Source organism: Bacillus sp. SRB_8 (assembly GCF_003264205.1).
In the GTDB taxonomy this organism is placed as follows: domain Bacteria; phylum Bacillota; class Bacilli; order Bacillales; family Bacillaceae_G; genus Bacillus_A; species Bacillus_A mycoides.
In genome coordinates, this window is sequence record NZ_NADT01000006.1 from 194205 (window position 1) to 218610 (window position 24406).

Annotated in this window: 27 protein-coding genes, 2 riboswitches and 1 other annotated feature; of the genes, 4 read left to right on the plus strand and 23 right to left on the minus strand. The window is 36.2% G+C overall.

All coding sequences use genetic code 11. From position 1 onward, the window contains the following. Nucleotides 1–39 precede the first annotated feature (39 nt). Nucleotides 40–1314, minus strand: coding sequence for a glutamate/aspartate:proton symporter GltP (gene gltP, locus B5P40_RS06110; protein ID WP_002011680.1), 1275 nt, complete (start codon nt 1312–1314; stop codon nt 40–42). A gap of 492 nt (nt 1315–1806) precedes the next feature. Here gltP and B5P40_RS06115 point away from each other — a divergent pair, with 492 nt between their 5' ends. Next, nucleotides 1807–3081 carry a murein hydrolase activator EnvC family protein gene (locus tag B5P40_RS06115; RefSeq protein ID WP_002011681.1) on the plus strand — a complete coding sequence of 425 codons (1275 nt, stop codon included), beginning with the start codon at nt 1807–1809 and terminating at the stop codon, nt 3079–3081. Nucleotides 3082–3178: 97 nt separating this feature from the next. Beyond that, nucleotides 3179–3343: a hypothetical protein gene (locus B5P40_RS32655; RefSeq protein WP_002011683.1), complete on the plus strand. Its 165-nt coding sequence runs from the start codon at nt 3179–3181 to the stop codon at nt 3341–3343. A gap of 32 nt (nt 3344–3375) precedes the next feature. Here B5P40_RS32655 and B5P40_RS06120 read toward each other — a convergent pair whose 3' ends face one another. The 12 genes from B5P40_RS06120 to B5P40_RS06175 form a co-directional block, all read right to left on the minus strand. Further along, a complete protein-coding gene (locus B5P40_RS06120; RefSeq protein WP_002193229.1) occupies nt 3376–4731 on the minus strand; it encodes a sodium-dependent transporter in 1356 nt (451 codons plus the stop codon). 111 nt (nt 4732–4842) lie between these two features. Then, nucleotides 4843–5089: a binding site (T-box leader), on the minus strand. A 61-nt stretch (nt 5090–5150) separates the two neighbouring features. Continuing rightward, nucleotides 5151–5768: an NAD(P)-binding protein gene (locus B5P40_RS06125; RefSeq protein WP_002140988.1), complete on the minus strand. Its 618-nt coding sequence runs from the start codon at nt 5766–5768 to the stop codon at nt 5151–5153. Further along, on the minus strand, nt 5743–6495 hold the full coding sequence (locus B5P40_RS06130) for a sirohydrochlorin chelatase (protein WP_002030685.1): 753 nt from the start codon (nt 6493–6495) through the stop codon (nt 5743–5745). Before B5P40_RS06130 ends, B5P40_RS06125 begins: the two co-directional genes overlap by 26 nt. 1 nt (nt 6496) lies before the next feature. Then, nucleotides 6497–7273, minus strand: a complete 777-nt coding sequence (gene cobA / locus B5P40_RS06135; RefSeq protein WP_002030683.1) for a uroporphyrinogen-III C-methyltransferase — start codon at nt 7271–7273, stop codon at nt 6497–6499. A gap of 84 nt (nt 7274–7357) precedes the next feature. Then, nucleotides 7358–7558 carry a DUF3906 family protein gene (locus B5P40_RS06140; protein WP_000366913.1) on the minus strand — a complete coding sequence of 67 codons (201 nt, stop codon included), beginning with the start codon at nt 7556–7558 and terminating at the stop codon, nt 7358–7360. Between the two features lie 10 nt (nt 7559–7568). Next, nucleotides 7569–9191 carry a nitrite/sulfite reductase gene (locus B5P40_RS06145; protein WP_002193231.1) on the minus strand — a complete coding sequence of 541 codons (1623 nt, stop codon included), beginning with the start codon at nt 9189–9191 and terminating at the stop codon, nt 7569–7571. An 11-nt stretch (nt 9192–9202) separates the two neighbouring features. After that, a complete protein-coding gene (gene cysC, locus B5P40_RS06150; RefSeq protein ID WP_002188928.1) occupies nt 9203–9796 on the minus strand; it encodes an adenylyl-sulfate kinase in 594 nt (197 codons plus the stop codon). Between the two features lie 12 nt (nt 9797–9808). Beyond that, nucleotides 9809–10945, minus strand: a complete 1137-nt coding sequence (gene sat / locus B5P40_RS06155; protein ID WP_113708971.1) for a sulfate adenylyltransferase — start codon at nt 10943–10945, stop codon at nt 9809–9811. Between the two features lie 39 nt (nt 10946–10984). Then, nucleotides 10985–11689, minus strand: coding sequence for a phosphoadenylyl-sulfate reductase (locus tag B5P40_RS06160; protein WP_002011694.1), 705 nt, complete (start codon nt 11687–11689; stop codon nt 10985–10987). 87 nt (nt 11690–11776) lie between these two features. Next, nucleotides 11777–11920 carry a YezD family protein gene (locus B5P40_RS06165; RefSeq protein WP_000116159.1) on the minus strand — a complete coding sequence of 48 codons (144 nt, stop codon included), beginning with the start codon at nt 11918–11920 and terminating at the stop codon, nt 11777–11779. 72 nt (nt 11921–11992) lie between these two features. Beyond that, nucleotides 11993–12101, minus strand: a riboswitch (SAM riboswitch). A 117-nt stretch (nt 12102–12218) separates the two neighbouring features. After that, nucleotides 12219–13535 (minus strand): diaminopimelate decarboxylase, encoded by a 1317-nt coding sequence (gene lysA, locus B5P40_RS06170; protein WP_002126306.1) that lies wholly within the window; start codon nt 13533–13535, stop codon nt 12219–12221. 180 nt (nt 13536–13715) lie between these two features. After that, a riboswitch (Lysine riboswitch) is annotated at nt 13716–13897 on the minus strand. An 89-nt stretch (nt 13898–13986) separates the two neighbouring features. Continuing rightward, nucleotides 13987–14382 (minus strand): DUF3888 domain-containing protein, encoded by a 396-nt coding sequence (locus tag B5P40_RS06175; protein WP_181150756.1) that lies wholly within the window; start codon nt 14380–14382, stop codon nt 13987–13989. Nucleotides 14383–14635: 253 nt separating this feature from the next. Here B5P40_RS06175 and B5P40_RS06180 point away from each other — a divergent pair, with 253 nt between their 5' ends. Together B5P40_RS06180 and pssA are read left to right on the plus strand one after the other, a co-directional pair. Beyond that, nucleotides 14636–16522, plus strand: a complete 1887-nt coding sequence (locus tag B5P40_RS06180) for an LTA synthase family protein (RefSeq protein WP_113708972.1) — start codon at nt 14636–14638, stop codon at nt 16520–16522. A gap of 182 nt (nt 16523–16704) precedes the next feature. Beyond that, nucleotides 16705–17406 (plus strand): CDP-diacylglycerol--serine O-phosphatidyltransferase, encoded by a 702-nt coding sequence (gene pssA, locus B5P40_RS06185; RefSeq protein ID WP_002011698.1) that lies wholly within the window; start codon nt 16705–16707, stop codon nt 17404–17406. A gap of 27 nt (nt 17407–17433) precedes the next feature. Here the strand turns inward: pssA and B5P40_RS06190 are convergent, their stop codons facing one another. The 10 genes from B5P40_RS06190 to hisD all read right to left on the minus strand — a co-directional run bounded on the left by B5P40_RS06190 (nt 17434) and on the right by hisD (nt 24398). Next, complete coding sequence (locus B5P40_RS06190) at nt 17434–18414, minus strand: 2-hydroxyacid dehydrogenase family protein (protein ID WP_002011699.1); 981 nt, start codon at nt 18412–18414, stop codon at nt 17434–17436. A gap of 135 nt (nt 18415–18549) precedes the next feature. Next, entirely contained in the window at nt 18550–18714 is a 165-nt protein-coding gene (locus B5P40_RS06195; RefSeq protein ID WP_080449916.1) for a YozQ family protein, read from the minus strand. A gap of 68 nt (nt 18715–18782) precedes the next feature. Next, nucleotides 18783–19802 (minus strand): histidinol phosphate phosphatase domain-containing protein, encoded by a 1020-nt coding sequence (locus B5P40_RS06200; RefSeq protein ID WP_113708973.1) that lies wholly within the window; start codon nt 19800–19802, stop codon nt 18783–18785. A gap of 12 nt (nt 19803–19814) precedes the next feature. After that, on the minus strand, nt 19815–20138 hold the full coding sequence (gene hisE, locus B5P40_RS06205) for a phosphoribosyl-ATP diphosphatase (RefSeq protein WP_002011702.1): 324 nt from the start codon (nt 20136–20138) through the stop codon (nt 19815–19817). Nucleotides 20139–20148: 10 nt separating this feature from the next. After that, nucleotides 20149–20454 (minus strand): phosphoribosyl-AMP cyclohydrolase, encoded by a 306-nt coding sequence (gene hisI, locus B5P40_RS06210; protein WP_113708974.1) that lies wholly within the window; start codon nt 20452–20454, stop codon nt 20149–20151. Continuing rightward, nucleotides 20451–21209 (minus strand): imidazoleglycerol phosphate synthase cyclase subunit, encoded by a 759-nt coding sequence (gene hisF / locus B5P40_RS06215; protein WP_113708975.1) that lies wholly within the window; start codon nt 21207–21209, stop codon nt 20451–20453. Before hisF ends, hisI begins: the two co-directional genes overlap by 4 nt. Beyond that, on the minus strand, nt 21203–21922 hold the full coding sequence (gene hisA / locus B5P40_RS06220) for a 1-(5-phosphoribosyl)-5-[(5-phosphoribosylamino)methylideneamino]imidazole-4-carboxamide isomerase (protein ID WP_113708976.1): 720 nt from the start codon (nt 21920–21922) through the stop codon (nt 21203–21205). Before hisA ends, hisF begins: the two co-directional genes overlap by 7 nt. Continuing rightward, a complete protein-coding gene (gene hisH / locus B5P40_RS06225; protein WP_002168816.1) occupies nt 21895–22524 on the minus strand; it encodes an imidazole glycerol phosphate synthase subunit HisH in 630 nt (209 codons plus the stop codon). Before hisH ends, hisA begins: the two co-directional genes overlap by 28 nt. Continuing rightward, nucleotides 22525–23109 carry an imidazoleglycerol-phosphate dehydratase HisB gene (hisB, locus tag B5P40_RS06230; protein WP_002030662.1) on the minus strand — a complete coding sequence of 195 codons (585 nt, stop codon included), beginning with the start codon at nt 23107–23109 and terminating at the stop codon, nt 22525–22527. It lies immediately after the preceding gene. Continuing rightward, a complete protein-coding gene (gene hisD / locus B5P40_RS06235) occupies nt 23109–24398 on the minus strand; it encodes a histidinol dehydrogenase (protein WP_002126285.1) in 1290 nt (429 codons plus the stop codon). The genes hisB and hisD overlap by 1 nt, the downstream gene beginning before the upstream one ends. Nucleotides 24399–24406: the final 8 nt, after the last annotated feature.

Genomic DNA, 24406 nt, shown 5'->3' on the forward strand with positions numbered 1-24406 from the left:
AGCCCCCACATATTATGTGAGAGCTTGTTCATATTATAATTAAGCTGCTTGACCCTTTTCAGATATCTCTTTTAAATAGGCTTGTCCTTTTTCAGCGTCATATTGACCTTCCCACTTAGACATAACTACAGCCGCTAAAGAGTTACCTACAACGTTAACTGCTGTACGAGCCATATCAAGAATACGGTCAATACCTGCAATAAACGCTAAACCTTCAGCTGGAATACCTACTGTACCAAGTGTTGCTAATAATACAACGAATGATACGCCCGGTACACCCGCGATACCTTTTGATGTAACCATTAATACAAGTAATAACGTAATTTGTTGTGTAATGGATAATTCAATACCGTACATTTGCGCTAAGAAAATTGCCGCAATTGCTTGATATAAAGTTGATCCATCTAAGTTAAATGAATAACCTGTTGGAATAACGAAAGATGTAATTGCTTTCGGACAACCGAATTTCTCCATTTTCTCCATAATTTTCGGTAAAACCGTTTCTGAACTTGCTGTAGAATACGCTAAGATCAGCTCGTCTTTTAAAATCTTAAAGAATTGGAAAATGTTTATTCCAAATATTTTCGCTGTAAGTCCTAATACAACTACAACGAAGAAGATCATTGCTCCGTATACTACAATGAGTAATTTCCCTAATGGAATTAATGAAGCTAATCCGAATGTAGAAACTGTAACACCAATTAATGCGAATACACCGAATGGTGCAAACTTCATAACTTGGTTCGTTACATAAAACATTGCATCTGCTACACCTTGGAAAAATTGTAGAACTGGTTTACCACGCTCACCAATTGCTGCTACACCTAAACCAAATAATACTGAGAAGAAGATAATAGCAAGCATATCACCTTCAGCTAATGATTTCATAATGTTCGTCGGAACAATATTTACAAACGTATCCGCGAACGAATGACTTTGTACTTGCTCTGTCGTATGTGTATATTTAGAAATATCTGTTTTTGTTAACTTATCCATATCAACGCCTTTTCCAGGTTGGAAAATGTTTGCTATTAATAAACCAACAACAATTGCAAGTGTTGTAATAATTTCAAAGTAAATAATTGTTTTTCCGCCTAGTCGACCTAACTTTTTAATATCACCAACACCAGCAACCCCAACAACAATACTCGCTACAACAATCGGTACAACAATCATCTTAATTAATCGGATGAAAATATCACCAATTGGTTGTAAGTACTTCACCACTTCCTGATTGCCAAAGAAAATCGCCCCAACTGTAATACCAAGCGCAAGTCCTATTAAAATTTGCCATGCAAGTCCTATTCTTTTCATACTTGTGGTAACCCCCTCTTCGATGTGTCACTCTATCTCTCATTCTATCTCTATAAAACTTGAAATTAAGAGTATTACATATTATTCGACAATTCACTACATTTTGTCCCTGTTGAAAATCATAAATCAAAATTTAAAATCTGACAACAAAATAAGTTTGCACGAATGCAAATAATTTTCTTGACAAAAACAAACTCCATGTCAGAAAACCTCACATGAAATCGATTCCTTACTAGTGATTGATAGGTTTTTAAAATACTGTTTCATTATGGAAAACTCCATCATTTCCCATGTTTTTTAAAAAAAATATAGAAATTGATATCTTTTTCTATACATTCAAGAATTTTAAATTTATGACAAACACTACGAAAAGATACTAAATTCCGACAAAACTTAGCAAAATTATAAAATTTTCTTTACATTATGATTACAACGATAGACACTCTTCTTCTTATGATATATAACATTCATAGGGAAAGGAGCAAGACAACCATGAAAAAGAAATTTGCAGCATTTAGTGTTTTAGCAGCTGGAACGATTTTCGTTTCCCCGTTACTTTCACCCGTATACGCTGAAACGAATGAGAATAAATTATCTAATATTCAATCCGAATTAGAAGGCAAACAAAATGACTTACAAAATAAATCAGCTGAGAAAGAACAAATAGAAAAAGAAATCCAGGAATTACAAAAGAAAATCGACGAATTAACTACTTCTATTAATAAAAACGAAGCTGAATTAAACGATACAAAAAAAGAAATTAGCAACACACAGCAAGTTATTACTGAAAAAAAGAAACATATAGAGCAATTACAAACGAACATAGATACACGGCAGGAAGTTATTAAACAACGACTACAATCTATGCAAGAAAAGCCTCGTACGAGTATCATTACAGAAGTAATAACAAGTTCTGCAAATATTGCCGATCTTGTTGATAATATGTATTCTGTAAGTTTAATTTTAAATAACGATACAGATATTGTAAAAAAACAAACAAGCGATCAAAATGCTGTGACGACAGAAAAAGAGGCTGTTGAGAAAAAAGAGCAACAACTGAAAGCATCTGAGCAAAAATTAGAACAAAAACAGCAAGAATTACAAAGTAACCAACAACAGCAACAAACTTTTATTAACGATCTACATACGAAAGTAGCAAAAGTAGATTCAGAGATTGAAGGGTTAGAAGAATCAAAAGGCATTTTAGAAAACCAGCGTCAAGCTGTTCAAAAAGCAATTGAAGAAGAAAAACGTGCAGAAGAAGCGCGTAAAGCTGAAGAGGCACGTAAGGCTGAGGAAGCAAAAAAACAGGTAGCCGCTTCTGCTAAAGAAAGCACACAATCCGCACCAACACCGCAAGATACGAACAAAGGTGGATTTATTAAACCTGCCGCTGGATCGAAAACTTCAGGATTTGGTACACGTTCTTTAGATAACCATAAAGGAATCGATATCGCAGCTTCAGGAACAGTGCCAATCGTAGCTGCTGCAGATGGCGTCGTTATCCGTTCAGAATTATCATCTAGTTACGGAAATGTTGTATACTTATCTCACCGTATAAACGGAAAAACATATACAACTGTATATGCACATATGAGTAGCCGTTCTGTATCTAATGGACAAACTGTAAAACAAGGCACTCAACTTGGATTTATGGGGAACACTGGCCAATCATACGGACAACATTTACACTTCGAACTTCACCTTGGGGAATGGAATGTCGGTAAGACAAACGCAGTTGATCCATCTCCTTATATCGGATTATAAAAAACTCGGTGCATACCGAGTTTTTTTACTACTTCACACTTTTTAGGCGTTTTACATAAACTACAACTAAATGCCTATATTTTGCGGGGTGATAAATATGAATACACAATTACAAGAAGAAATAGAAGAAGCTAGAGAAACATACATCGGCCGGTTATTTACATTCGGCGGCTCAGCGTTATTTTTAATTGGATCATTTATCGCAGTTGTCACAGCTTATAAAGCATATAATCGCTTATTAAATACACCTACAACACAATAAAAAGACGGAGAATCCACATCTCCGTCTTTTTATTATGCAAACATTTTAAATACACCTATCGCATTTAAAAATACGATAATTACAGTTACCGGAATAACATAACGAAGCAAGAAGAACCAAATATTAAACAATGTTTTCCCTTTCGTTTCCGTAACTTCTAATTCTTTCATTAATAGCTCTTTACTCATTTTATTTGGTACAAATAACGAAATGGCTAGTACTCCGAGTGGCAGTAATACATTACTTACCGAAAAATCGACGAAATCAAAGAATGTCTTACCAAATATTTTCACATCACTCATAATTCCAAACGATAACGCTGATGGGATTCCAACTGCAAAAATAAGAATACCAATTAATAACGAAGCTGATGGACGCTTCTTCTCATTATCTTTCGCAACAGATGCTACTACAATTTCAAGCATTGAAATCGCAGATGTTAAAGTCGCAAAGAAGAATAACACTAAAAACATAATGAAGAAAAATTGTCCAAATGGAATTTTTGCAAAGACAGCAGGAAGAACGATAAACAGTAGCCCTGGTCCTTCTGTCGGTTTAACTCCTAATGCGAAAATCGCTGGAAAAATCGCTAACCCTGCAAGTACTGTAATAAATACAGTTAAACTTACAATAGATGTTGCTGATTTAGCTAAATGCTCTTCTTTCTTTAAATACGAACTATACGTTACCATTACCGAGGCACCTACCGTTAGTGAGAAGAAAGATTGCCCCATCGCATATAAAATCGTATCTGCTGTAAGCTTTGAAAAATCTGGTTTTAAGAAGAACTCTACCCCAGCCATAGCACCATCAAGTGTTAACGCACGAATAATGATAGCAATAAATAAAACGAATAATAACGGCATCATGTACTTACTTGCTTTTTCTATGCCTTTTTCCACACCTTTACTAACAACAAAAATGGTACAAAGCATAAAGATGAATTGCGCCCCAATCGCACTTACTGGATTTGAAATTGTTTCAGCAAACAATTGTCCATAATCGACTACTCCGTTCCAGAAACTACCTGTGACACTATAGTATAAATAAAGTAAAATCCATCCACCTACAACACTATAAAAAGATAGTACGCTAAAACAAGTAACAACCCCCATACGACCAATCCAAGGGTATAACTTGCTATTCGGTACTAATACTTTATAAGCTGTAACGGCCTCTTTTTGAGTACTACGGCCAATAACAAATTCAGCTAAAAGAAGAGGCATACCAATAAATAAAGTTAATAGTAAGAATACAAGGAAGAATGCGCCTCCCCCACCATTACCTGCAACATATGGAAACTTCCATATTGCACCAAGACCTACTGCGGCTCCGGCTGCTGCGAGTACAAAGCCAATTTTCGACGTCCATTGCTGTGTTTCTTTCATCATAAATTCTCCTTTTCTGAATATTATAACTTTTATCAATTATACACTTTCATTTCATACTCGCACACCTCCTTTAGAAAATAAAAAAGTCCCCTACACGCAAATATGCATGTAGAGGACGATATATGTAATAGAATACCGTGGTACCACCTCAATTGGATCAATAAATCCCACTTGTTCAGGTACAGGAAAATTCCGATACCCTATCCTTTTAACGGCGGAACCCGGGTTGCCTACTGCAATGTTCAGCATACCTCTCGCAAGCCCATTCTGTATATTTTATCGTACCGGGCTCACACCTTACCCCAGCTCTCTGAACGCATCAAATATACGTACTCTTCTTGCTCATCGATTTCATCTTTTGAAGTTACTTGTGATTATAAATTATATTTTTATATTTGTAAAGCACAATTCGCTCACTATCCTATATAAATTCCCCTCTCTAATTCTTGTAAAAAAAGCTCTCTTTTTTGTTCACTTTGAACATATATCGACTTTAATACTTCTTGTAACAATATATTTTTTTGCCTTTTCTCTACTTGTAATTCTTTCACTTTTAGTCTAACTTCATATAAAAAATCAAGATACGATTCATACTTCTCATCATATTTATTTGCGATATCATCACGAATTTTTTTTGCAAGTTTCGGACTTGCCCCTCCAGTAGAAACAGCTACATTAAGCAATCCACGATGAATTGCCGCCGGAAAATGAACATTTCCACTTTCCGGATTCGTAATAACATTTACCAATTGATTCACTGCGGCATCTTCAGCAATTTGTTCATTTAGTACCGAATTACTAGTCGCTGCAACTACTAAAAAAGCATCTTTAATATCACTTTTCTCATACTCTCTTTGATACCAACGAATTTGCTTTTCTTCTACAAGTTTCACTAAATTTGCATCTAATTCTGTACTTACTACAACAATATCCGCACCTTGTTTTAGTAAAGGAATAATTTTAAACCCCGCTACTTTCCCTCCACCAATGACAACAACACGTTTCTTATCAACTCGCACTGTAAGTGGATACATATTGATCTCCCTTCAATATTTCCTCTGTTTTCTGAATTAACATCTCTCGAAACGCTACATTCTTTCCTAAATAGGGACTTATTTTTATCTCTTCCGACTCATATTGACGCACTTCTTTCTCAACATGTTTCATGAGTAAGCCTGTAAATAATAAGTAAGGTAACACAACAATGTTCCGTTCTTTTTGTTCTACAATTTCTTTCAACCTCTCATCAAACTTCGGCTCCGCGGCTGCTAAATAACAAACTTCCACCTCTTTAATGTTCTCTTCTTTTTGAAATAAAGAAGAAATCCACTTTATGTCTTGTAAAGTTTCCGGATCACTACTCCCTCTTGCAACGAGCAAAAGTGTTACTTCTTCTTTATAGTCTTTAATACCACTTCCGTTATATACCGCTTTTACAAGCACTTCTGATACACCAAATGGATTACCATACACTATTTTGATATCCGGATATTCCTCGTTTAACTTTCGTAATTCAAACGGAATATCTTTCTTTACATGTCCTGCCGCTAATAAAAAAACTGGAATAGCGACAATCTCTGTAGCACCACGCTTCACACATGTACGAAATCCTTCTTCAATAGAAGGATTCGCTAGCTCTAAAAAACAAATTTCTTGAATATTTGCCTCTACACGGTTCATACATGACGTAATAAATGCAACCGCTTCTTCTTTTGCTGCTTTCAAACGGCTTCCATGACATATATATATAACAGCCTTCATTTTACAATACTCCGCTTACTTGATATGCATTTTCCGTTTGTTTCTCAAACCAATGTATCTTTTCTCTAAAACGGACAACTTCTCCAATAACAATCATACTTGGATTTTGAATTCGTTCTTTTTTGGCAACATCTACAATTGTTCCTAACGTCGCTGTAACAGTACGTTGCATAGATGTCGTTCCCCACTCAATGATAGCGGCAGGTGTACTTTGATCTTTTCCATGTTTTATTAGTTGTTCACATATGTAAGGTAAATTACTAACCCCCATATAGACCGCTAATGTATCTACACCTTTCGCTAAACTTTCCCACTTCACTTCCTCTTCAGCCCCTTCTTTCCGGTGCCCTGTCACAACAGCAAAACTTGCACTTGCATCGCGATGCGTTACTGGAATTCCAGCATAAGCAGGAGCAGCTATACCAGCTGAAATACCAGGAATAATTTCAAATGGGATACTTTGCTTCGCTAACGCTTCAGCTTCTTCTCCACCTCTTCCAAATACAAATGGATCTCCGCCCTTAAGTCTCGTTACAACTTTTCCTTTTTTCGCATATTTAATAAGAAATGTGTTAATTGTCTCTTGCTTCATCGTGTGATAATTTGGGAGTTTCCCGCAATAAATTAAATCCGCTTCAGGCTTTGCATGAGAAAGCAATTCTTTATTTACGAGACGGTCGTACAATATAACATCAGCCTTCTCGATGCATCTCAACCCTTTAACAGTAATTAAATCCGGATCACCAGGACCCGCCCCGACGATATAAACCTTCCCCATAATCTCTCCTCATTTCTACTATAAAATGAAACTTCCACTCTTAATCACGAATGGAAGTTACTATTATTTCGTATTACATGTTCTCTACTCATGAATAACAAATGCCGCCCCTTTTCGAATCTTCTTTTTTTCAAACAAAGAAATCTCTTTCACTTCTGGTAACGGTAAAAAATGTTTTTCAAGCTCAATTTCCGCAAGCTTAAATGCCTGTTCTTCACTCTGAGCAACGACAACAATTGGAACAATACTATTTACTAATACAGCTTCAAATCGATATAAGTCCATATTGCCCCTCCTAAGATGCTATTACTTCTTCTAATACACGATTTAGTACAATTTGTAATTCTTCCACTCCAACACGTCCTACGAAATCATAAAACGTTTCGGCTAGTAATTTATTCTTTTGGAAATAACTTAAAAAGGACACGAGAACATCCGGCAAATCTTCTCCATCTATTTTCCCTTTTAACTTTTCGTTATATGCTCCTCCGTCTAATAGTGTTCCGCCCACATATATTTCAAACGCCTCAACGATTCCCTTTTCCTTCGTTTTCAGTTTTATCCCTTGCAAACCAATATCAGCAATTTGACGTTGACCACATGAGTTCGGGCATCCTACCATATGAATTCGAACTGGAACATCGAGTGCAATTTGTGTATCTAAGTACTCTGCGATTTTGCGTAATCTTTCTTTCGTTTCTACTAACGCAAGATTGCAATACTCAATGCCAGTACATGAAACCGCATGACCGATAAACGATTTCGGATTTGCTGAAATTGCTTCAAACAACGGTTCACTTAATAATCCTGCAACATTTTCTGGCGGAACATTCGGAATAATGAAGTTTTGAGAGTTACAAGTTCGAATTTGCCCGTTTCCATATTTCTTTGCAATTCTTGCAATCTCAAACATTTCCTCTGCGTGTAAACGTCCTACTGGTACATTAAAGCCGACATACTTTAATCCTGCTTGTTTTTGATCTTGAACGCCATAAAAGTATCCTGCATTCCAGCCTTTGAGAGCACTTTCCCCTTTACTTTGCAATGGGCCTGTGTATTCTACTAGTTTCTCTTTAAATTTCTCAGCGCCCCAGTCAGCGACAAGAAATTTCAAACGTGCTAAGTGGCGTTTTTCACGATATCCAAAATCACGGAATATAGTAGCAATTGCAATCGACACTGCCTTCACTTCTTCTGGTAAAACGAATACATCTAATTCTTCCGCTAAGTATGGACGAGCTGATAATCCTCCGCCTATTTTTATATGAAACCCAACCTTTTCCTCACCATTTATTTCTTTCGTAGCAGGTGTAAACGCCACACAGTTAATCTCTGCATTTGCTGAATTATAAATGTTAGAACTAATAGACATTTTGAATTTACGTGGTAGATTAGAAAACTCTTCATTATGTTGGAAGTAATCGTATATTTCTTTAACAATCGATGTTGTATCAAATAGTTCATTCGCATCAATTCCAGCAAGTGGATTACCTGTAATATTACGCGTAATATCACCGCATGCCCCTGCTGAAGATAAACCAACTCTAGCTAACCTCTTAAAAATATCCGGGATTTGCCCAATTTCTAACCAATGAAACTGAATCGCCTGTCTTGTCGTAATATCTAACACATCACGCCCATAATCTTCAGCAATGGAAGCCAACACCTCTGCCTGCGCATTTGTAATAATTCCAGAAGGAATGTTGACACGCATCATAAAATAGCCCGCTTCTTTCGGCCTTTGCAAATACAATCCCGCCCATTTAAAAGCGTCCCACTCTTCTTTCGGAATAGATTCAAATCCATTCTCCGCATAGTAAGGAATATCATTAAAGATTTCTAATCCGTCTTTCTCTAATTTCTTTTTCTCTGTTTGATTTAATTTTTCATTATTAGCCCACACTTTTTCATAACTCATCTTTTATCCCCCTATATGAAACTACGCTCTTGCAAGTACTTCACAATTTGCTCTGCACATTCTTCAATAGAATACTTGTGCGTTTCTACAATTAATTCTGCTTGTTTTGGTTCCTCATACGGTGAATCGATACCTGTAAACTCTTTAATATCACCTTTTCTCGCCTTTTTATAAAGTCCTTTCGGATCACGTTTCTCACACTCTTCAATTGGACATTTTACAAACACTTCTATAAACTCATCTGCAGCTAATAGTTCCCTAACTTGTTTTCGGTCTACTCGAAATGGTGAAATAAACGCTGTAAGGACAACAGTTCCTTGATCTACAAATAACTTTGCCACTTCACCAATACGTCTTATATTTTCCATGCGATCACTTTCAGAAAAACCTAAATCTTTATTTAAACCTTGGCGAATATTATCCCCATCTAGCACATAATTTCCGATATTCTTTTCAAACAGTTTGCGAGCAACCGCATTCGCTACTGTAGATTTACCCGAAGCTGATAAACCAGTAAACCAAACTACAAAACTGTGATGCCCATTCTTCACTCTTCTCTCATTTTTTGAAACAGAAGCTGTATGCCAAGTAATATTCGTATCCATCTCATTCTCTCCCTATTCTGTTACTACTTCTTTTTTCAAACCTTTAATTAGCACTTCCACTACTTCTTTACGACTAAATGTACTTGGCGGAATCTCACCATTCCTTAACATTTCTCGTACTTTCGTACCCGATAAAATGACACGGTCTTCTTTTCCATGCGGACATGTTTTCGTTGAAGCCATTGCTTCACATTTCGTGCAGTAAAAACTATGTTCAAAAAATAACGGCGTAATCCCTAACTCTTCTACTGTAAAATTCGTAAAGATTTCCTGCGCTTCATATGTTCCGTAATAGTCCCCTACCCCAGCATGATCACGCCCTACAATAAAGTGGGTACAACCAAAGTTCTTTCTTACTAGTGAATGAAATATCGCTTCCCTTGGTCCTGCATAACGCATTGCTGCAGGAAATACACCTAAAAAGACACGATCTTTCGGATAATAGTTTTGAAGTAATACTTCATAGCTTTCCATCCTTACATCAGCAGGAATATCATCTGACTTCGTTTCCCCAACGAGCGGATTTAAAAAGAGACCATCTACAATTTCAAGGGCAGATTTTTGAATATACTCATGGGCACGATGTACTGGGTTTCTCGTTTGAAATCCAACTACTGTTTTCCAACCGCGTTTTTTAAATTCTTCTCTCGTTTCAATTGGATCTAAATGATAAGAAGGAAATGGATTATTCCCAAAACGTTTTGTAAGAATAATAGCTCCTCCAACGTAAACGTTTGGTCGTTCATATAATTTCTTTACTCCTGGATGAGCTTCATCCGTCGTTTTATATACAAGTAACGCTTCTTTTTCTTTATCAGGTACAAAAATATCTTCTATTTGAATAACACCATATACATTTCCATCGTTAACAAGTTTTACTTCCTCTCCAGCTTTCAGTCCCTCTGCTACTTCCTCTGTTACCGGTAGTGTAATCGGTATACTCCATACGCTACCATTTGCTAAACGAAGCGTTTCTACTACTGAATCATAATCTCTCTTCCCTAAAAATCCTGTAAGAGGGCTATATCCTCCTGTCGCCAAAAGTTCTAAATCACTAAGTGCAATTTTGTCTATCTCGATTTCCTTTACAATGTTCGATATTTCATATGTTTCATCAATGCGGTTTACTAATTCATTTGTTGTACTCATCTTCTTATATCCCTTCTTAGCTTTATTTCAAAATCTATCTCATTGAAAGTGAAGGCCACATTCCGTCTTCATTTTCCCAGCCCATCTTCCATCTCTTGAGTTGCCACCATCACCTACAGGTAATGTACATTTCTCACACCCAATACTCGGATAGCCAACATCATGCAATGGGTTATACGGCAAACTATGTTTATATACATATCGCCAAACTTCTTTCCAAGTCCAATGAATGAGTGGACAAACTTTAATAGATTGAAAACGACGATCTTGATTTATAAACTGTGTATGCTTACGCGTTTCTGATTGTTCCCTTCTTAAGCCTGATATCCACGCTTTTTCCGCTGCTAATGATTTTTCTAACGGTAAAATTTTTCTAATACTACAGCAAAGATTCGGATTACTTTCCCATAACTTCTCTCCATGAAGCTTCGCTTGTTCATCGAGTGTAAGTTCTGGCTGTTTTTCTATAATATTTAATGAAGGAAATCTCTCGCGTACCTTCTTAATTAATTCGTACGTTTCTTGAAAATGAACATTTGTATCCAAAAATACAACTTTAGCAGATGGATTTACTTGGTTTATAAGATGCAATAAAACCATTCCCTCCACCCCAAAGCTACATGCATATACAATTTCATCTTTATATTCGTTATAAGCCCAACTTAATACTGATAGCGCGCCTTTCGTTTCATCTTCTTCAGAAAATGAAACACTATTTTCTTTCCACGTTTCGTACGTCAACATGTTTTTTCCCCCTGTAAAAGCAAAAAGACGGCTTTAACCTATTAAAAATAGATTAAAACCGCCTCTAGTTTTTCTAGTCAGCGCTTTTTACTTTAAACGAACCTTTTCACTTTTTTCTAATTGAATCACTTTTCCATCTTGCACAACAATTGTAATGGAACCATATTTCATATCAGCAAGCATCGCTTGAATTTTCTCAGATACTTCATCAAAATGCTCCCGTACGCTCACGCAAACAGCCCCCCTTTTTATTCATAAAAAAAATCTTTCCCATTTCGAAAAGACTGTTCGGTAATATATTTTACCTTATCTTTCAAAATGGATTCCATTTTGCTGGATTTAGCACCTTGCTTTCTATAAGCAGGTTGCCGAGCTTCGTAGGGCCAGTTCCCTCAGCTTCTCTTGATAAGCTTTGTATTTGTATTTTATCACAATTCTGATTTTTTTCAATCCTAGTTTTCCGATATATTTAATTATTTTTCTTTTTTTAAAAGGAGTTGCCTTTACTAGACAACTCCTTCTTTCTCATTCACACCAGCTCTTTAATACGTATGCGATCGTTCCCAATGATATTTTCATATGTTTCACGTTCTACGACAATTTGTGACGTCCCGCCTTTTGCAAAGACGACAGCTGGTCTACGAATACGATTATAATTATTCGCCATCGAGTACCCATATGCCCCCGTACAAGAAATTGCTAGTAAATCAGAAGAAGCAACTTGCGGTAAGTTAATATCCCAAATCAGCATATCTCCACTTTCACAGCATTTCCCAGCAATCGAAACGAGTTCCTCATTCTCATCATTCCCTCGATTCGCCAACATCGCCTCATAACGGGCCCCGTATAGAGCTGGTCTTAAATTATCTGTCATTCCACCATCGACTGAAACATATTTCCGAATGCCAGGAATCTCTTTCACCGCTCCGACTGTATAAAGTGTTGTTCCAGCATCACCTACGATACTACGACCTGGTTCAATCCATATTTCTGGAAGCGGATATTCACATAATGTAAATTGTTCTCTTATCGTACTTGTTACAGCGTGCACATACGTTTCAAGTGTTAACGGTGTATCTGAATCCGTATAACGTATACCGAAACCTCCGCCCACATTTAATACTTTCATCACATAATGTGTTCGCTCTCTCACTTCTTCTAAAAATTGGCGGAGTACTTCAATTGCTCGAACAAATCCAGCCGTTTCAAATATTTGTGATCCGATGTGCGAGTGAATTCCTAGCACATTATAATTTGATTTTTGCAAGGCAAGCTCAATTGCTTGCATCGCTTGACCATTTGAAACACCAAATCCAAATTTCGAATCCTCTTGACCTGTTGTTATATATTCGTGTGTATGTGCCTCTACTCCAGGCGTTACACGGATTAATATGTTCACAAATTTCCCATGTTGCATTGCTAAATCATGTAAGATTTCTAATTCTAAGAAATTATCTACTACAAAACAACCGATATTCGCCTGAAGAGCCATAATCATTTCTTCTTCTGTTTTATTATTTCCGTGAAAATGAATACGCGATGCCGGAAAACCAGCTTGGAGCGCAGTATATAATTCTCCTCCAGAAACAACATCTAAAGACATATTCTCTTCACGAGCTACTCGGCACATCTCCATGCACAAGAACGCCTTGCTTGCATATGCTACTTGATAAGAGAAACCACTTTCTTTAAAAGCACGATGAAACGCGCGGCACTTTCCTCGAATAGACTCTTCATCGTATACATAAAGTGGTGTTCCGTATTGTTTTGCTAGCTGCGTCGTATCGCACCCACCAATTTCTAAGTGTCCTTGCCCATTGATTCGGCTTGTGCCGTGTAAATACATTTGAATTCCTCCCTTATTTCCTCTAAAACTCATAACCCCAATCTTCTATTCATTGCAGCACGCTTTTAGATAGACAAAAAACGCGCGGAACAATGTTCACACGCGTTTCTTATTAGGAAAAATATATATTGAAAAAATAAACGAGTTGTTATCTCCTCAAAATAAGAAACCGCATCAACATCTCCAAATAGCTCTTCATAAAATAAATCTTATGACAGTACTACATTTATTCAATGCAGTCCCAATATATGAATAAGATGGTTATTCTTATATTTCGGCAATAGTCCCTTTCAACCTATGATCACAGATTCCATTAAATCTCCCATAGCTTACTCTTTCCTATCGCGGCCTCTACCTTTGAGAGTAGATGAGGTAAGTCTATTTAATTTTCAAACATCTAATTGTTGCTATTAACAATACCAAAGGACCATTTTATTTGTCAAACAATTTTTTATATTGTTTTTTTACAGTTTAATTTTGTATCATTTGGTAAGCGCTTTACTGAAACCTTTGTCACTTCCCATTCGCCCTCTTCGTTATTAAATGTAATCGTTACCTTCTCAAATGGTGGAACAATTTTCCCACCAACCTGTTCATACTTCGTTACTTCAATACTCGTTTGAAATAAATATGTACCACTATACACTTTTTTTAAACTAATAATTTTAGGACATTGATAAGGCTTCAAGCTCCCATATTGTTTTTCAATTGCCTTATTTATTTTTGGAAATAAAACAGAATAAAGGGCATCTTCCATAAGGGGTGCATCATATTGTGCTACCGACACACTCGGTGAAGCAAAAAGTATAACACTACTGCATACTATAAAATATAATAATTTTCGCATTATAACCTCCGTTTTATTACTCGATTCTTTTTGCGCACGATAATTATCATACATAGAAACTCCGTTTTATTGTCTCCCACTGCCCTTTTTCTACTCAATTATTATAAAAAAGCCCACAACTCTCTTTTATTTTCGTATAATGATACTCATAGTATAATAAACATAATAACAAAGGACTGTTCGTATATATAAAATGAGGCGCTAATCAAACCGGCTCACAAGAACCGTCATGCTTTTAGGAGAGGAGTATATTATGCTACAAAATCTGTTTCCAAAACTGCGATTTGCACTAGTTGCAGTCGTTTTATTATGGATAAAAACATATATTGTGTACAAGCTAGCATTTGATATTAGAATTGATAACTTCTTTGAAGAGTTTATGCTTTTTATTAACCCACTAGCTTCGTTACTTTTATTTTTTGGTTTCGCTTTACTTGCATCTAAGTACCGAAACCGAATTATTATTGTAATTAGTTTTATACTGTCATTTATTTTATTTGGAAATGCAATGTTTTACGGGTTCTATAACGATTTTGTTACTTTCCCTGTTTTATTCCAAACAAATAATATGGCTGACTTAGGGACGAGTATAAAAGAACTCTTTACGTATAAAACATTACTTTTATTTGCAGACGCAATTATTTTAATGTTTATTTCGCGTAAATTCCCATCATTTGGTGATAAAACACCCCTTTCTCGCTCTGAGAAGCGAACTTTCTTTAGCGGTGTAACAGTATTATTAGCACTACAAATTGTTGTTTCAGTTATATATAAACCACAAATGTTCTCACGCTCGTTTGATCGTCAAACTGTCGTGAAAAATTTAGGGTTATACACATATCATCTATTTGATATTACACTTCAATCTAAGTCTTCAGCTGAGCGTGTATTTGCAAGTGGAGACGGGTTCTCTGAAATTAAAAACTATACAGACTCAAAAGATAAACAAGTTGATAAAAACTTATTTGGAGCTGCAAAGGGTAAAAATGTAATTTTAATTTCAATGGAATCTACACAAAGTTTTATTATTAATAAAAAAATAAATGGAAAAGAGATTACTCCATTTTTAAATGAGTTTATTAAAGATAGTTTTTATTTCGATAACTTCTATCATCAAACGGGACAAGGTAAAACTTCTGATGCTGAATTTATCGTTGAAAATTCCCTTTATCCGTTAGACCGTGGTTCTGTATTCTTTACTCATGCAACAAATGAATACACTGCCACACCAGAACAATTAAAGAAATACGGATATTCTTCTGCTGTCTTCCATTCAAACGATAAAACGTTTTGGAATCGTGACGTAATGTATCCTGCGCTTGGATATGATCGTTACTTTAATTTAAATGATTACGTAGGAACGGAACAAATGTCTGTCGGTTGGGGATTAAAAGATAAAGAGTTCTTTGAGCAATCTATTCCAAAGTTAAAATCTTTACCACAACCGTTCTATACAAAATTTATTACGTTAACAAACCATTTTCCATTTCTTCTAAATCCAGAAGATCAATATGTTGATGAATTTAATTCCGAAAGTGGTGTTTTAAATCGCTACTTCCCAACCGTTCGTTACACGGATGAAGCTCTTAAATTATTTATTAAACAATTGAAAGACGAAGGACTATATGATAATTCCGTTATTGTCATTTATGGTGATCATTACGGCATTTCTGAAAACCATAATGCAGCTATGGCTCAGTTCCTTGGGAAAGACGCTATTACACCGTTTGATTCTATGCAATTACAACGCGTCCCTCTCATTATTCATGTGCCTGGCCAAGAAGGAAAAGTCATCTCTAAAGTATCTGGTCAAATTGATATTAAACCAACGTTACTTCATTTACTTGGTATTAAAACAAATCAATCCGTAGAATTTGGAACAGACTTATTTACGAAAGAAAAAGACCCTCTTATGGTAATGCGGGACGGCAGTTTTGTTTCGGAAGATTATGTTTATACAAAAAATATGTGCTATAAAAGAAGCACAGGTGAAGAAGCTGATTTAACACTATGTCAGCCTTATATTGAAAAAGCAAAAACAGAATTAAAATTATCCGACAAACTCATTTATGGAGATTTATTACGATTTGATCCTAACAATCGATATAAAACCGGAACGATGACAACGAAATTTGAATAGTGTAGGAAGCAACTTTACAAAAGTTGCTTCCTTTTTTTACTTATTTTTTAAATTTCTCTTCTATACAATCTTTCACAAATTGGGAATTTTTTTCGTATGAGAAAGAAATTTATGGTATGATAAAATAAGTAAACTTTCATACACTAATTAAGAATTTATAACAGAAAGCAAGGGATCAGATTTTGTATAGAGCAGCTATTCCAAACTTATTTACGCTCGGGAATTTATATAGCGGATTTTTGTCAATCGGCTATGCATCTTTAGGATATTATAAATCAGCTGCTATTTTAGTACTGATCGGGATGATGTTAGATAGTCTTGATGGTCGTGTCGCTCGTTTATTACGCGTTGATTCACAAATGGGCAAAGAGCTTGATTCACTCGCGGATGTTGTAACATTTGGCGCAGCACCTGCTGTTTTAATGTATTACACATCTTTCTCCAACTATGGCATCATTGGACTATACATAGCGGGATTATTCCCACTGTTCGGAGCATATCGCTTAGCACGATTTAATGTAACGCCATCATCTACTTCTATGAAATATTTCACTGGAGTTCCGATTACTGCAGCAGGAGGGCTTGTTGCTTTCTTAACATTATTTTCACATACCATTCCAAAAATTGTTCTCATTACCGTATTCGTAACGTTCGCATTTTTAATGGTGAGCCGTGTTCGTATCCCAAGTTTAAAAGATGTACCAATTCCACGATATAGCATAATTATTACACTATTTTTAGTTGGAATTATTATCACAATGTACCAAACAAGTTTTGGCAACATTTCTGTTTTCTTATTCATTGCCATTCCACTATACATTTTGTATATGTTATCTCAATTTATTAGACAAAGACCTTCTAAAAAAGCGAATAAAGAAAAATAAAAAACCTTCCGTATTTCGGAAGGTTTTTTATTTTGTAACTAATACTTTTTGATTTACAGGTGTTACAGGTTCTTCACCATTTAATACAGCTAAAATATTTCTTACTGCCATTTCAGCCATTGCATCACGTGTTTCGAATGTTGCATTTCCTACGTGAGGAGCAAGTACTACATTCTTTAATCCTTTTAGCTCTTCTGTAATTTTCGGTTCAAATTCAAATACGTCAAGAGCTGCACCTTCAATTTCATTCGTTTTTAGTGCATGAGCAAGTGCTGATTCATTCATAATTGGTCCACGTGAAGCATTTATAATATATGCTGTTTTCTTCATCATTTTAAACTGTTCTTCATCAATCATATGATGTAATTTCGGATTATAAGCACAGTTAATTGTAATAAAGTCCGCTGTTTGTAATAATTCTTCCAACGTTACGTATGTCGCTTCCAGTTCACTTTCAGCTTCAGGCTTTCGATTTGGTCCTGTATATAAAACATTCATTCCAAATGCTCTCGCACGCTTTGCAACTGCCTTCCCAATTTCTCCGAGGCCAATGATTCCAATTGTCTTACCGTGTACTTCGCGGCCCAAGAAGAATAATGGTGCCCAGCCGTTAAATCCAGTTGTACGACATAAGGTATCCCCTTCAGGAATTCTACGTGCCGCTGCTAAAAGCAGTGCAAACGTTAATTCTGCTGTTGCCTCTGTAGATACTTTCGGCGTATTTGTAACAGCAATACCCTTTTCTCCAGCATATGTGTAATCAATATTATCGTAACCAGCACCATAATTTGCGATAATTTTCAAGTTTGGTGCTGCGTCAATAACCTCTTTCGATACCTTCGTAGAAAGTAAGCTTAAAAGTGCATCTTTATCTTTTACACGTTCTGCTAACTCTTCTACACTAATTAATTCTTCTTTATTGTACATTTCTACATCATGATTTTTCAATAATTCTAATCCGATTTCTGGAATTTTCCCTGCTACTAATATTTTCGCCACTACTAACACCTCTTCTATACAAAATATGATATCTCTTATATTTCATTGTAAGAAATCTACATATAAAAACCAAGGAATTTGATTATAGTTTTGAAAATCGACACTTTTCCATAAAAAAAGAGGAGATGCAACTCTCCCCTCTTTTTACGCTTTTTCTTGCGATTCTTTCCCAAGCTTCGCATCGATTGTTCCTTCTGCAACTGTATCGCTAATTTGTTCCTCAATAACTGAGTTAGCAGTATTATTTGTTTCAGAAGTATAGGCTTGATCTACCGCTTGTATGTTTTGTTTATTTTGTTGTTTCGCCATTTTTTATCCTCCTTTTCATTCTTTCTTATTTTGAACAAAAAGAGTGATTTTCATCAAAAAATCGTGTTTCATTTTGAAATTATTACTTCTTCTTCAAGCAATCTCATCGTTCTTACTCGTTTCGTAAATGTAGCTATGTGAGAAATATCATGATTGCGTAATGTCTTTATATTCTCTTCCACATACTTTCCTAAATCATTCGGATAATGGGCATCTGAGGATAGAGTAATCGGAATTCCATGCTTAGCTAATACTTGTAAATAAAGCGGACTTGGGCACATTTCGCGCACAGGATATCGATAGTACAATCCCGCATTTATTTCTGTTGCTGTATTTGTTTCCACTAACGCACGAGCAATTTCCTTATAATAAGAAAGCTGTTCATTCTCATCTAACCGGTAATTAAATACTTTTATGTTATCGAGGTGAGCTATAATATCAAAAAGATCGGAACGAACAGCACTTTCAACTGTAGCGAAAAACGTGTGATATAAAGTATGTAACTCATGCGTACCAAAATACTCTTTCGTATCTGGATTATCAAATCCCCATCCATCTATAAAATGGACCGAACCGATTACATAATCAAAGTCTCCTAATGCTAGTAAACCTTTTAACTCTTGTTCACCCCCGATAAAATAATCCGCTTCAATTCCAAGTTTGAGCGTTATCCCTCGTTTACTCCATCGCTCTTTTGCCTCTTCAATCGCCTTTGTAAAATCATAAATAGACGTTACTCTTACTTGATCTAACCATTCTTTTTGCAGGCGACCAAGCTTAGAATCACTAATATCTACATACTTTTCATAATATCCTTTCGCTTCATGAAAACGATATAAATGATCGACAATGCCAACTTCTTTTATACCTTTTCGCACAGCTTCTTCTAAATATAAATCAATCCATTTCGCTGTAAATGGACCTTCTTTCACACGTCTTTGCAGGCGTTCTTGTGTTTTCATAAGCCATTCCATAGAATGTTTTTCTTCTTTAAGCGGTTCAAAATATTGTAGCGCATCATTTATTTTAGCTAGCCACCCTATTGAATATGGCCCTTCTTCTAAATGAATGTGATAGTCCACTTTCATCCATATTCCCCCTTATAATGTATCTATTTCTCTTCTGTCCCCTACTCGCGAAAGCTTTCCATTTCTTTCTTTCACTTCTTGCATGACATCTTCTAATGGAATATTTTTTTCGGCTAATAGAACAAAACAGTGATAGAACACATCAACCATTTCTTTTACTATTTCTTCTTTATCATTATTTTTAGACGCAATAATTACTTCGGTGCACTCCTCACCAATTTTCTTTAAAATTTTATCTTCACCTTTTGAAAATAAATAATTCGTATATGATTCAGAGAGTGGATTTTTCTTTCGTTCTTCAATTGTTTCAAATAATAACTTAAGGATATCTTCCATATGTATCCCCCTATATAATTTTGTAGTGAAAACACGTTTTTTCTCCCGTATGGCAAGCAGGCCCTACTTGCTTTACAACAACAACGATTGCATCTTGATCACAGTCTAAATAAAGTGATTGCACATATTGGACATTTCCCGATGTACCTCCTTTATTCCATAACGATTGTCTCGAACGGGAATAAAACCATGTTCTTTTCGTTTCCATCGTCTTGTCATACGCTTCTTCATTCATATAAGCTAACATTAAAACTTCTTTCGTATCTTCCTCGATAACAACAGCTGGTATCAATCCTTTTGCAAAATTAGGTTTCATAACCGCACCTCAACATTTGCTTCTCTTAATTTTCTCTTTACATCTTGTACAGTCGCTTCACCATAATGAAAGATTGATGCCGCTAATGCTGCATCAACTGTTGTCTTTTGAAATACTTCTATAATGTGATCCACATGACCACATCCACCTGATGCGATTACTGGAACAGAAACGCTGTTTGAAATTGCTCCTGTTAAACGAAGATCATATCCGTTTTTCGTTCCATCTGCATCCATACTCGTCAGTAAAATTTCTCCTGCCCCTAGCTGGACAACGCGCTTTGCCCATTCGATTGCATCCATCCCTGTATCGACTCTTCCGCCGTTCACGTATACATTCCATTTATCTTCCTCTACTTTTCTAGCATCAATTGCTACGACAATACATTGTGAGCCAAAATGTTCCGCACCTTCCTGGATTAACTTCGGATTTCTCACTGCCGCTGAGTTTATTGAAACTTTATCTGCTCCAGCTCTTAGTAAATTGTACATATCTTTAACACTTGAAATCCCCCCGCCAACTGTGAGAGGTATGAATACTTTTGAAGCAGTTTTTTCTACAACATCTATAATCGTTTTTCGCCCTTCATGCGTCGCAGTAATGTCTAAAAATACGATTTCATCTGCTCCCGCATCATTATATAATGCGGCTATTTCAACAGGATCACCGACGTCTTGTAACCCTATAAAATTCACACCCTTTACTACCCGCCCTTCTTTCACATCTAGACATGGAATAATTCGTTTTGCTAACATAGTTTTGTTACCTGTAACACTTTTTCTAAATCAATCGTTTTCTCGTAAAGTGCCTTCCCAATAATGACGCCATATATGTTCATATCATTTAATCTTTTCACCTGTTGAATAGATGCGACACCTCCAGATGCAATCACACGAATACCCACGCTTTTTTGCAGTAACTCTAATTGCTCAAAATTTGGTCCTGCAAGTGTCCCATCTTTTGAAATGTCCGTAAACACAATCGTTTGAACACCTACACTTTCCATTTGCTTCGCTAAATCGATGTACGAAATTTCAGACACATCTAACCAGCCCCTCGTTGCTACGAAACCATTTTTCGCATCAATTCCAACTATGATTTGCTCCTTATATAGACGAACCGCTTCTTCTAAAAATGATTTATCGTAAAGGGCAGCCGTTCCTAATATCACTTTTTCTACACCTACTGACAACAACTTCTCCACTGCCGCGAGTGACCGAACTCCTCCTCCAATTTGCACCGGAATACGTACCGCCTTGCATATTTTTTCAATGACAGGTAAATTTACTGACTCCCCAACAATTGCTCCATCTAAATCAACAACGTGTAGTATTTTCGCTCCAAGTTTTTCAAATATGATTGCTTGTGCGACTGGATCTTCATTCATCACCGTTTCTTTACTAAACTCTCCTTGATAAAGCCTGACGCATCGTCCTTCTTTTACATCGATAGCTGGGAAGATTTCCATGCTTCTACCACCCCTTTGAAATTTTTTAACATTCGCATCCCAATTTCCCCACTTTTTTCAGGATGAAACTGTGCGCCAAATATATTTCCTTTTGCTACAAAACCAGGTACTTTCACACCATATTCACTTGCCCCATACACAATTTCATTCGGACAATCTGCATAATAAGAGTGGACATAATATACGAAAGAACCGTCCTCTACTCCATTCCAAAGCGATATTTCTCCTTCTTTTTTTAATTCATTCCACCCCATATGTGGAATTTTATAAGGAACTTTTAACTTTCGAATAACACCTGGCAATAAATTTAATCCGTTACAATTTTGTAGTTCCTCACTTTTCTCAAATAAAAGCTGCATTCCTAAGCAAATACCCAGAAGCGGTTTTCCTAAGCTCCCAACTTCTTTTAGCACACATACTAAATCTTTTTCTTCTAAAACGCCCATCGCTTTCGGAAATGTGCCTACTCCTGGTAAAATAACTCCATCACTTCTCAATATTTCTTTTTTATCATCCGTTATGATGTACTCTGTTCCAATATATTTTAATGCTTGTTCCACACTACGAATATTTCCCATTCCATAATCTATAATTGCAATCAATTACAACATCCCTTTCGTTGAATTTACACCATTAATATTGGCATTTTTATCGACTGCCTCTCTAAGCGCTCGACCGAACGCTTTAAATAAAGCTTCAATTTTGTGATGTGTATTGCTTCCGTATAAAATGCGAGCATGTAACGTAATATTTGCAGCATGAGCAACTGCTCTAAAAAATTCTTCCGTTAATTCTGTGTCAAAATCCCCTAGCTTCGGATTTGTTAATTCACCTTGAAATACAATATATGAGCGCCCGCTTATATCAATCGCGACAAATCCTAAAGATTCATCCATCGGTACATACGCTGAGCCGTAACGGTTAATCCCCTCTTTATTTTGCAATGATTCTTTCAAGCAAGTTCCGAGTACAATTCCAACATCTTCAACCGTATGATGAGCATCAACGAATACATCACCTTCAGCTTCAATTTGCAAACCAAATCTTCCGTGTCTAGCAAATAAAGTTAGCATATGATCAAAAAATCCAACTCCCGTTTGCACAGAAACATTCGTACTTTCATCAAGTTGCAAACTTAATTTAATTTTTGTTTCCGTCGTCTCACGTACTTGACTAGACTCGCGCATTATTCTTCCTCCTTAAACCTAATTTGGATTGCTCTTGCATGTGCATGTAAACCTTCTTTATTTGCAAGTTCTACAATATGATGCTGTACACTTCTTAACGCTTCTTCCGTATACGAAACGAAGCTTGATTTTTTTACGAAATCATCGACGGATAACGGAGAAAAAAATCTTGCCGTTCCACTTGTCGGTAATACGTGATTCGGCCCCGCCAAATAATCTCCGAGCGGTTCAGGTGCATATGGGCCAAGAAAAATTGATCCAGCATGCTTTACATAAGCTAGAGCATTCATTGGCTCTTTTATGTGTAACTCTAAATGTTCTGGAGCGATTTCATTTGATAAATGAAACGCCTCTTCTAAAGAAGGGACAATAAAAATTGCTCCATTTCTTTTTATGGATTCACGAGCGATTTCACTTCTAGGCAACGTCTCTAGCTGCCTTTCTATTTCTCTTTCTACTTCTTTAGCAAGCTTTATATTTGTTGTAATACAAATAGCTGTTGCCCTCTCGTCATGTTCTGCCTGTGATAATAAATCAGCAGCAATATATTCGGCATTTCCTGTTTCATCTGCGATAACTACAATTTCTGATGGTCCAGCAATCATATCGATATTGACTATCCCATATACTTCTCGCTTCGCTAGCGCGACATATAAATTCCCTGGTCCAACTATTTTATCTACTTTAGGAATCGATTCCGTTCCATATGCTAGAGCAGCAATTACTTGAGCACCACCGGCCATATATATTTCATCTACACCTGCAAGACTTGCAGCAGCTAAAATATGCGGATCAATTCCTCCTTGCTTCGGCGGTGTTACCATTACAATTTTTTTCACTCCTGCGAGTTTTGCTGGCAATACATTCATTAATACTGATGAAGGATACGAAGCAGTCCCGCCCGGCACATATACACCTACATTTTCTAACGGACGAATAAGCTGCCCTCTAATTACCCCTTCACTCACGCAATCAAACATAGATTGTCTTTTTTGCTTTTCGTGATACGAGATAATATTTTTCTTCGCCTCTTTTAACGCTTCTAAAAAAGCTTGTTCTACAAACTTACTTGCTTGTTTTATTTCTTCCTCACTTACACGAAAATCTTTTGTCTCTACACCATCAAACTTTTTTGTATAGAACGATAAAGCCTCATCTTTACTCTCCCTTACGTTTTGAACAATTTCACTTACACTTCTTTGAACAGTTTCTTCTATTATATTAGCGCTTTCTCGTAGCGATTTTATTTTCGATAAAGCCTCTTGGAAATCTTCAAAAACTATCTCCATTTAAAATC

Coding starts and splice junctions, on each gene's coding strand:
- hisI (WP_113708974.1), bottom strand. CDS start 20,454: ATGAAACCTAATTTTGCAAAAGGATTGATACCAGCTGTTGTTATCGAG.
- B5P40_RS06195 (WP_080449916.1), bottom strand. CDS start 18,714: ATGGCGAAACAACAAAATAAACAAAACATACAAGCGGTAGATCAAGCC.
- B5P40_RS32655 (WP_002011683.1), top strand. CDS start 3,179: ATGAATACACAATTACAAGAAGAAATAGAAGAAGCTAGAGAAACATAC.
- B5P40_RS06145 (WP_002193231.1), bottom strand. CDS start 9,191: ATGAGTTATGAAAAAGTGTGGGCTAATAATGAAAAATTAAATCAAACA.
- cobA (WP_002030683.1), bottom strand. CDS start 7,273: ATGGGGAAGGTTTATATCGTCGGGGCGGGTCCTGGTGATCCGGATTTA.
- hisF (WP_113708975.1), bottom strand. CDS start 21,209: ATGTTAGCAAAACGAATTATTCCATGTCTAGATGTGAAAGAAGGGCGG.
- B5P40_RS06140 (WP_000366913.1), bottom strand. CDS start 7,558: ATGGACTTATATCGATTTGAAGCTGTATTAGTAAATAGTATTGTTCCA.
- B5P40_RS06115 (WP_002011681.1), top strand. CDS start 1,807: ATGAAAAAGAAATTTGCAGCATTTAGTGTTTTAGCAGCTGGAACGATT.
- gltP (WP_002011680.1), bottom strand. CDS start 1,314: ATGAAAAGAATAGGACTTGCATGGCAAATTTTAATAGGACTTGCGCTT.
- sat (WP_113708971.1), bottom strand. CDS start 10,945: ATGAGTACAACAAATGAATTAGTAAACCGCATTGATGAAACATATGAA.
- B5P40_RS06180 (WP_113708972.1), top strand. CDS start 14,636: ATGCTACAAAATCTGTTTCCAAAACTGCGATTTGCACTAGTTGCAGTC.
- B5P40_RS06125 (WP_002140988.1), bottom strand. CDS start 5,768: ATGTATCCACTTACAGTGCGAGTTGATAAGAAACGTGTTGTTGTCATT.
- B5P40_RS06200 (WP_113708973.1), bottom strand. CDS start 19,802: ATGAAAGTGGACTATCACATTCATTTAGAAGAAGGGCCATATTCAATA.
- B5P40_RS06120 (WP_002193229.1), bottom strand. CDS start 4,731: ATGAAAGAAACACAGCAATGGACGTCGAAAATTGGCTTTGTACTCGCA.
- cysC (WP_002188928.1), bottom strand. CDS start 9,796: ATGGATACGAATATTACTTGGCATACAGCTTCTGTTTCAAAAAATGAG.
- lysA (WP_002126306.1), bottom strand. CDS start 13,535: ATGTATTTACACGGCACAAGCCGAATCAATGGGCAAGGACACTTAGAA.
- B5P40_RS06130 (WP_002030685.1), bottom strand. CDS start 6,495: ATGAAGGCTGTTATATATATATGTCATGGAAGCCGTTTGAAAGCAGCA.
- hisB (WP_002030662.1), bottom strand. CDS start 23,109: ATGCGCGAGTCTAGTCAAGTACGTGAGACGACGGAAACAAAAATTAAA.
- hisE (WP_002011702.1), bottom strand. CDS start 20,138: ATGGAAGATATCCTTAAGTTATTATTTGAAACAATTGAAGAACGAAAG.
- hisA (WP_113708976.1), bottom strand. CDS start 21,922: ATGGAAATCTTCCCAGCTATCGATGTAAAAGAAGGACGATGCGTCAGG.
- B5P40_RS06160 (WP_002011694.1), bottom strand. CDS start 11,689: ATGTTGACGTACGAAACGTGGAAAGAAAATAGTGTTTCATTTTCTGAA.
- B5P40_RS06175 (WP_181150756.1), bottom strand. CDS start 14,382: ATGCGAAAATTATTATATTTTATAGTATGCAGTAGTGTTATACTTTTT.
- hisD (WP_002126285.1), bottom strand. CDS start 24,398: ATGGAGATAGTTTTTGAAGATTTCCAAGAGGCTTTATCGAAAATAAAA.